This window comes from Hominilimicola sp., assembly GCF_046972485.1.
Lineage (GTDB): Bacteria > Bacillota > Clostridia > UBA1381 > UBA1381 > Hominilimicola > Hominilimicola fabiformis.
Genome location: NZ_JBKVWU010000110.1, coordinates 1 through 7,515 on the forward strand (window position 1 = coordinate 1; position 7,515 = coordinate 7,515).

Annotated in this window: 9 protein-coding genes and 1 pseudogene; all 10 read left to right on the plus strand. The window is 38.5% G+C overall.

The window, feature by feature from the left end:
- The coding region (locus ACLTU0_RS09605) for a hypothetical protein (RefSeq protein ID WP_412322226.1) at positions 1–952 on the plus strand (952 nt) is incomplete at its 5' end.
- 58 nt (positions 953–1,010) lie between these two features.
- The gene (locus tag ACLTU0_RS09610; protein ID WP_412322228.1) at positions 1,011–2,153 is read left to right on the plus strand and encodes an AI-2E family transporter; all 1,143 of its coding nucleotides are present in this window, start codon (positions 1,011–1,013) and stop codon (positions 2,151–2,153) included.
- Positions 2,146–3,342 carry an NAD(P)/FAD-dependent oxidoreductase gene (locus ACLTU0_RS09615; RefSeq protein WP_147514412.1) on the plus strand — a complete coding sequence of 399 codons (1,197 nt, stop codon included), beginning with the start codon at positions 2,146–2,148 and terminating at the stop codon, positions 3,340–3,342. Before ACLTU0_RS09610 ends, ACLTU0_RS09615 begins: the two co-directional genes overlap by 8 nt.
- Positions 3,343–3,361: 19 nt before the next feature.
- Positions 3,362–3,928 carry a hypothetical protein gene (locus tag ACLTU0_RS09620; RefSeq protein ID WP_147514413.1) on the plus strand — a complete coding sequence of 189 codons (567 nt, stop codon included), beginning with the start codon at positions 3,362–3,364 and terminating at the stop codon, positions 3,926–3,928.
- A gap of 85 nt (positions 3,929–4,013) precedes the next feature.
- On the plus strand, positions 4,014–4,685 hold the full coding sequence (locus tag ACLTU0_RS09625; protein ID WP_412322230.1) for an ATP-binding protein: 672 nt from the start codon (positions 4,014–4,016) through the stop codon (positions 4,683–4,685).
- 25 nt (positions 4,686–4,710) lie between these two features.
- The gene (locus ACLTU0_RS09630) at positions 4,711–4,920 is read left to right on the plus strand and encodes a ferredoxin family protein (protein WP_022230242.1); all 210 of its coding nucleotides are present in this window, start codon (positions 4,711–4,713) and stop codon (positions 4,918–4,920) included.
- Between the two features lie 3 nt (positions 4,921–4,923).
- Positions 4,924–5,982 carry a 3-methyl-2-oxobutanoate dehydrogenase subunit VorB gene (gene vorB, locus ACLTU0_RS09635; protein WP_412322231.1) on the plus strand — a complete coding sequence of 353 codons (1,059 nt, stop codon included), beginning with the start codon at positions 4,924–4,926 and terminating at the stop codon, positions 5,980–5,982.
- A 1-nt stretch (position 5,983) separates the two neighbouring features.
- Positions 5,984–6,739, plus strand: a complete 756-nt coding sequence (locus ACLTU0_RS09640; RefSeq protein ID WP_118445647.1) for a thiamine pyrophosphate-dependent enzyme — start codon at positions 5,984–5,986, stop codon at positions 6,737–6,739.
- Positions 6,739–7,275 (plus strand): 2-oxoacid:acceptor oxidoreductase family protein, encoded by a 537-nt coding sequence (locus ACLTU0_RS09645; protein ID WP_118445648.1) that lies wholly within the window; start codon positions 6,739–6,741, stop codon positions 7,273–7,275. The genes ACLTU0_RS09640 and ACLTU0_RS09645 overlap by 1 nt, the downstream gene beginning before the upstream one ends.
- A gap of 25 nt (positions 7,276–7,300) precedes the next feature.
- A pseudogene (locus ACLTU0_RS09650) lies at positions 7,301–7,515 on the plus strand (hypothetical protein); the annotation flags it as partial.

Consider the following 7,515-nt stretch of genomic DNA (forward strand, 5'->3'; position numbering starts at 1 on the left):
TGACACTGTATCAAGTGAACAGGACAGAACAATCACAGGCAGATTTGTTAATTCATCTGTTAAATCCGGCGTTGTATCAATAAAGATTAAGCCTGATGATTCGGAAGAAAACGAAACTTATGAATGTGCGTCGAATATATCGGTAACATATGACGGCTCACCGGCAACTGTAAGAAGTTTTGCAGACGGTGACGTTGTAACAGTAAATCTTGTAAACGGTAAAATCGCATCTCTTGCAGGCGAATCAAAGACAACTACAATAAGCGGTGCAACAATCGAAGATATGGAAATCGGTGACGATATTAAAATAACAATCAGCCACGGAAATGATGCTTACAACGGTAAAACATATGCTGTAAGCAGTGACGTTGTTGTAAAGAAAAATACTTCAACTGTTGACCTTTCAAGTATATACAAGGGCGATAAGGTTACACTTACATTGAAGTACGGTGTAATCACACAAATCAACGCAACTTCAAGCACAAAGGTTATTGAAGGTACAATTCAGTCACTTACGATTGCAACTAAGTCAATTATGGTTGTAAAGGTTGACAATAAGGAACAGACATATGAAATTCCGAGCGGTGTACAAATTCTTATAAACGGTGAAGAAAAGACGCTTTACGATTTCAGAGTCGGCGATATTGTAAAACTTACAGTTGAAAGTGACGCAATAACAAAGATTGTCGCAACATCAACTCAAGAATCATCGGGTTCAATGTCCGGTGTCGTTACGGGAATTAATACTTCTTACGGCGTAATCAGTGTACAGCCGGAGGGATCAACAGATTCAAAACAAGCATTCTGCAAAGACGGAAATACAACTTTTGTAACGGCTGCAGGTATTGCAAAGAAAATGAAAGACATCAAAGTCGGACAAAAGGTAGAAATTAAAGGTACAATTTCAGGCGGCGTATTTATCGGTAAGCTTGTTGTTATTGTTTCTGAATAATATATGCTTTAGATAAAAGGGCGGAAGTGTTTCCGTCCTTTATTATTAAGGAGAAAAAATGAAGAGATTTGAAAAATATTACGGATGGATAATTGCATTTGTATTTTGTGTGGCAGTTATCGCGGTGTACAAAACTTTTGATAACTTTAATAATATAACGCAGTATTTGGCTAAAATTTTTGACGCAGTAAAGCCGTTCTTCATCGCATTTATAATTGCGTATATCCTCAACATACCCGCAAAACGTATGCAAAAATGGCTTTCTAAATCGAAAAAGTCATTTATAAAAAAACATACGCTCGGCATAAGTATTATAACAATATATGTTTTGGCGATTATGGCTGTTCTGGCAATTTTGAGAATGTTAATTCCGGCATTGTACAAGAATATTATGGATTTGTATAACAATTTGCCGAATTATATAACTTCATTCCAAGACTACATCAATAACTTTGAAATTATCAAAAAATCAAGCCTGTTTGCCAATGGTATTGATTTGTACAGTGAGATGAATAAGATAGTTACGTCAATAGATATGTCGCAGTTCGGCAAGTATGCACAGGGTGTATACAATATGACAACGGGATTGTTTGATATATTTGTTGCGGTGATTGCGTCAATATATATGCTTATTGACAAGGAACGATTAAAAAAGGGTATTTTTCGTTTGATGGGAATATTCCTAAAAGAAAAGCGTGCAAATTCAATTACGGAACACGCAAAACGTATAAATGATATTTTTACAAATTATCTTTACAGCCGACTTATGTGCAGTATTATAATGGCTGTTGTGTGCAGTATCGTGCTTATGATTATGAATGTTAAGTATGCGCTTATACTCGGTTTGTTTATCGGTGCAATGGATATGATACCGTATTTCGGTTCGATTATATCATTTGTTATTTCACTGATTGTAACGTTCATCACAGGCGGTGTGTGGAAAGGTGTTTGGACGGGTGTTGTTTTGCTTGTCCTTCAACAGATTGACGGAAACTTGTTAGGTCCTAAGATTATGGGGGATTCGCTTGAAATCAGACCTTTGTGGATTATTTTTGCGGTTACGGTCGGCGGCGCATTGTTCGGTTTTATGGGAATGTTGTTCTCAGTGCCTGTTCTTGCTATAATTCGTGCGATTATGTCGGACTATTTTACGGCCAGAGAAATGAAGAAAATGTCAGAGGAAAGTGAAAATAATGAGTAAGAAAATTGCGGTTATAGGCGGAGGGGCGTCCGGACTTTTTGCGGCGATATTTGCGGCACAGAACGGAAACAGCGTTACAATATATGAAAGCGGTGAAAGAGTAGGCAGAAAGATACTTGCAACCGGCAACGGTCGCTGTAATATGACTAATATGAATGCTGATATTGAAAATTATCACGGCAGAAATCCTAAATTTATAATGGGTGCAAGAAATAAATTTTGGGTGGAAGAAACACTTGAATTTTTCTCTGAACTCGGTATTGTAAGTAAAACCGAAGATGAGGGAAAGGTGTATCCGTATTCAGATCAAGCATCTGCGGTGCTTGATGTTTTGAGGTTTAGACTTGATTCGCTCGGTGTTAAGATTGTAACATCGTTTGAAGTCGAAAAAGTGAAGAAAAAGAAAAGCGGTTTTAATGTTATTTCATATAACGGACAGAGCGAATATGCCGACAACGTAATTGTCGCAACAGGCGGAAAAGCCGCACCGAATTTAGGTTCAAAAGGTGTCGGATATGAAATTTTAGAAAGTTTCGGTCATAAGGTGACGGAGCTTTCACCGTCACTTGTGCAGATTAAAACAGAAACGGACGTTGTTAAGAAGTTGAAAGGTATAAAGCTGAATGCAAATGTATCGCTCGGTAACTTTAAAGAATACGGCGAAGTTTTGTTTACCGAATACGGTTTATCAGGCCCTGCGGTGTTCTCACTTTCGTCACGGCTGAAAAATCAAAAGACGATTTCGCTTGATATAATGAGCGAATATTCAGAGGACGAATTATATAATATGATAAGTGTAAGAATGTATCAAAACCCTAAAATTACGCTTGAAAATTTCTTTGTCGGAATGTTTAACAAACGTGTCGGACAGGCACTTTTAAAATATTGTGGAATTGAGCCGCTTTCAAGATATGCGGTAACGCTGGGTGAAAAGGAAATCAGACGTATATGTTCAACAATAAAAAAATGGAATTTTAAAATTACGGGTACAATGTCGTGGAACAATGCACAGGTTACAAAAGGCGGTGTGATTACGGACGATTTTAACCCGAATACTATGGAATCAAAGCTTGTAAACGGTTTATACGCAACAGGCGAAGTACTTGATATAGACGGTGACTGCGGTGGATATAATTTGCAGTGGGCGTGGTCGTCGGGGTATCTTGCCGGAATATCCGTAGGAAAATAATATAAGGAGTGTATTTTATATGAAAGATTCAATGAAAATAACTGTAAAATATCAGTTTGTATATATGCTTTTAATGCAAGTTGCGGCATCAGGTGTGGCATTTGTGTTCGGATTGGTTGCGTTTTGGTACTTCCTGTCAATGAATATTGCCAAGGAAATAATTTCTGTTATATTCATAGGTGTAAATTTTGCAATGCTGTATATACCTGCGAAAAACTTTGCAATAAGAGATAACAAATCGTATACACCGCTAAAGCCGAGTAAATTAAAAGGTGCTATGTTCGGTGTACTTATTTCCGTTGTTACAGCGATTTTGATGGCACTTTTTGCATTTGTATGGGCAAAGTTCAGTGACGAAATCGGTATTCACGGAGTTGTGCCTACAATAATTAATGTAATTTTTTATTATTGGAGTTTCCCGTATAACGGCATAATGGGATTGGCGAATGGAACATATACGATTTATTCGGGTATTTTAATGCTTGTAGTGCCAATATTGGCGACATATTGCGGATATATTGCAGGAAGTAAAAAGTTTGAATTTGTAGAAAAAATTGAAGAGTTTATGTACGAAAAAGAGGAATAATTCATATAAAGTTGTTGAATTTTTATAAAAGCTATGGTATAATATATTTATATTTTTGACGAATTTGTTATTTATAGGAGTAGAGATGAAAAATAGAATTCATATATTTACAGGTCATTTCGGCAGCGGAAAAACTGAGGTGGCACTGAATTTCGCTCTACAAGAGAAAAAGAAGGGCGAAGATGTTGTAATCGTTGATTTGGATATTGTAAACCCTTATTTCAGAACAAATGATGCAAGAAATGTACTAATGAAAAACGGAATAAAAGTTGTTGCAAATAATTATGCGTCGTCAAATGTTGATATGCCGACAATGCCGCTTGATATTTTAAGCGTGTTTAATAATGACAATTCTGTTGTTGTTTTCGACGTCGGCGGTGACGATGACGGTGCATTGGCTTTAGGACAGTATAAACAATATTTTGATAAATATGGTTATGAGATGCATTTTATTGTTAATACAAAACGTCCTCTGACAAGAACGAATGATGAATTAATTGAAATCGCAGAGAGAATAGAGAGTGCATCACGTTTGAAATTTACGGATATATACAATAACACGAATTTATCCGACCAAACAGACGAAACTACTTTATTTTCGGGATACGACGAAATTAAAATGCTATCAAAGAAAATGGGTATAGTCATAACAAAAAATTGCGGAATTGATAAGGCTCTTTCAAACGTTCCGACGAATTTGAAGGATACTGTATTTCGTATGAATATCTGTATTTTAAGGCCATGGGAAATACAGTGAAAACCCAACAAAGGAGTTGATTTTTTTGAAGAAAGTTATCTTCAACGAAGAACGTTGTAAAAGTTGTGAACTTTGCGTAAGTGTCTGCCCTAAGAAAATTCTTAGAATATCGGACGATAAAATGAATGAAAAGGGTTACAAACCCGCTGAAATATTTGAACAAGATAAATGTATCGGTTGTGCATTTTGTGCGACAATTTGTCCTGACGCGGCTATCACGATTGAGGAGGACTGACAGATGGGTGAAAAGGTTTTAATGAAAGGTAATGAGGCAATAGGAGAGGCGGCAATTCGTTCGGGCTGTCGTCACTTTTTCGGTTATCCGATAACACCGCAGACGGAGCTTTCGGCATATATGGCGAAGAAAATGCCGAAAATAAACGGAGTATTTCTTCAAGCGGAAAGTGAAGTTTCAGCGATAAATATGGTATACGGTGCGGCTGCGGCAGGAATGAGAGCGATGACAAGTTCATCAAGTCCGGGAATAAGTCTAAAGGCTGAGGGAATAAGCTATCTTGCGGCAGGAGATTTGCCGTGTGTGATTGTAAATATAGTTCGCGGAGGTCCGGGACTCGGCGGTATCCAACCGGCACAGTCAGACTATTTCCAAGCTGTAAAAGGCGGCGGACACGGTGACTATCATTTAATTGTTTTGGCACCTAATTCCGTACAGGAGCTTGCTCATTTAACAGCCGAAGCATTTAATATTTCCGATGAATACAGAATCCCAACTATGATTTTGGGTGACGGTACTTTGGGACAAATGATGGAGCCTGTCGACTTAGATGCAATACCTGAGCCGATTTACGCCGACAAACCTTGGGCGGCAAGAGGAACAGATAATAAACGTAAGAAAAACGTCGTTGAAACACTTTATCTTGAGGCATCAGAACTTGAAAAGAAAGTTTTGGAGCGTGAGGAAAAATATAATGTTGTCAAAGAAAACTTGCAGCGATATGAGGCACATGATATTGATGACGCCGATATAATCATATCGTCATACGGTATTACTTCAAGAGTTGTCGAAACGGCGGTTAAGTCACTTCGTGAAGAGGGAATAAAAGTGGGCGTTATACGTCCGATAACACTTTGGCCGTTCCCTGAAAAGATTTTTAAAACGGTTAAACCGAAAGCGTTTTTGTCTGTTGAAATGAGTACCGGACAAATGATTGAAGATATTAAGCTTGCGTGTGAATGCAGTGCACCTGTTTATTTCTGCGGACGTACGGGCGGTATTATACCGACACCGGATGAAGTTGAGGAAAAGGTTAAGAGCATAATGAAGGAGGTACAATAATATGAAAACGATATTTAAAAAGCCAAATTCATTAACCGATACAGTTTTTCACTATTGCCCCGGCTGTTCGCACGGAATTGTGCATAGACTTGTATGTGAAGTCATTGATGAACTTGATATTAGCGGCAAAACCATTGCGGTTGAGCCGGTAGGCTGTGCGGTAACGGCACATAATTATTTTGACTTTGATGTTGTACAAGCGGCACACGGCAGAGCGCCTGCAGTGGCAACGGGTATAAAACGCTCACTGCCGGACAGGGTTGTGTTCACATATCAGGGTGACGGCGACCTTGCGTCAATAGGTACTGCCGAAACAGTACACAGTGCCGCAAGAGGCGAGAATATAACCGTTATATTCATCAATAATACAATTTACGGAATGACAGGCGGTCAAATGGCACCAACGTCACTTCCGGGACAAGTTACGCAGACATCACCTTACGGACGTGATCCGAAAATACAAGGTAATCCCGTAAGAGTGTGCGAAATGCTTGCCACACTTGACGGACCATCATATATTGCGAGAGTTTCAACTGATTCCGTACCGCATATAAAGGACGCTAAAAGGGCTATAAAGAAAGCATTTGAAAATCAAATAAACGGTAAGGGATTTTCAATAGTCGAAGTACTTTCGACTTGTCCGACAAATTGGGGAATGTCACCTGTTGAGGCTATGCAGAGAGTCAGAGATGAAATGATTCCGTATTATCCGCTTGGTGTTTTTAAAGATATTGAGGACGTCGAGGAGGATAAATAATGAAAAATTGTGAAATGATACTTGCCGGTTTCGGCGGTCAGGGGATTTTGTTTACAGGCAAAATACTTGCGTTTGCGGCAATGCTTAAAGACAAAAAACTTTCTTGGCTGCCGTCATACGGACCTGAAATGCGTGGCGGTACTGCAAATTGTCACGTTATAATAGATGATGAGCCGATTGGTTCGCCGATTGTTACAAGACCGAATATCCTTGTGGCAATGAATAAACCGTCACTTGATAAATTTGAAAATACGGTTTCGGACGGCGGATATGTGTTTATAGATACGTCGCTTATAGACAGAAAGTCGGAAAGAGAGGATGTAAACGAAATTTGCGTGAATGCTACCGAAACGGCTCATAATATGGGTAATAAGAGTCTTGCAAATATGGTTATGCTCGGTGCGGTGTTGAAGAAAACGGAGTTGTTTACAATCGATGAAATTGAATACACAATGAAGAAATCTTTACCGGAAAACAAGCATAAACTTATAGAGATGAATATAAAAGCCGTAAAAGAAGGATATAATTTAGTATAGAGAGATTAAAAGGAGGATTTTGGTTATGGCAGCGGTAAAAAAGAAAAAAGGTCTTATGTACAAAGGTAAGCCGCTTTTAAGATGCGGGAACAGAATTTATTACGGAAATTTGGAAGATAAGCTTATTCTTGCTCTTGACATCGTGGAAAGCAGTAAAAAGCAAGATGTGGACGTATCTACAAAAGTTAAGGTACAGATTATGGACAACACAGGCGAGCTTGGCAAAGGTCAGGTTTATCG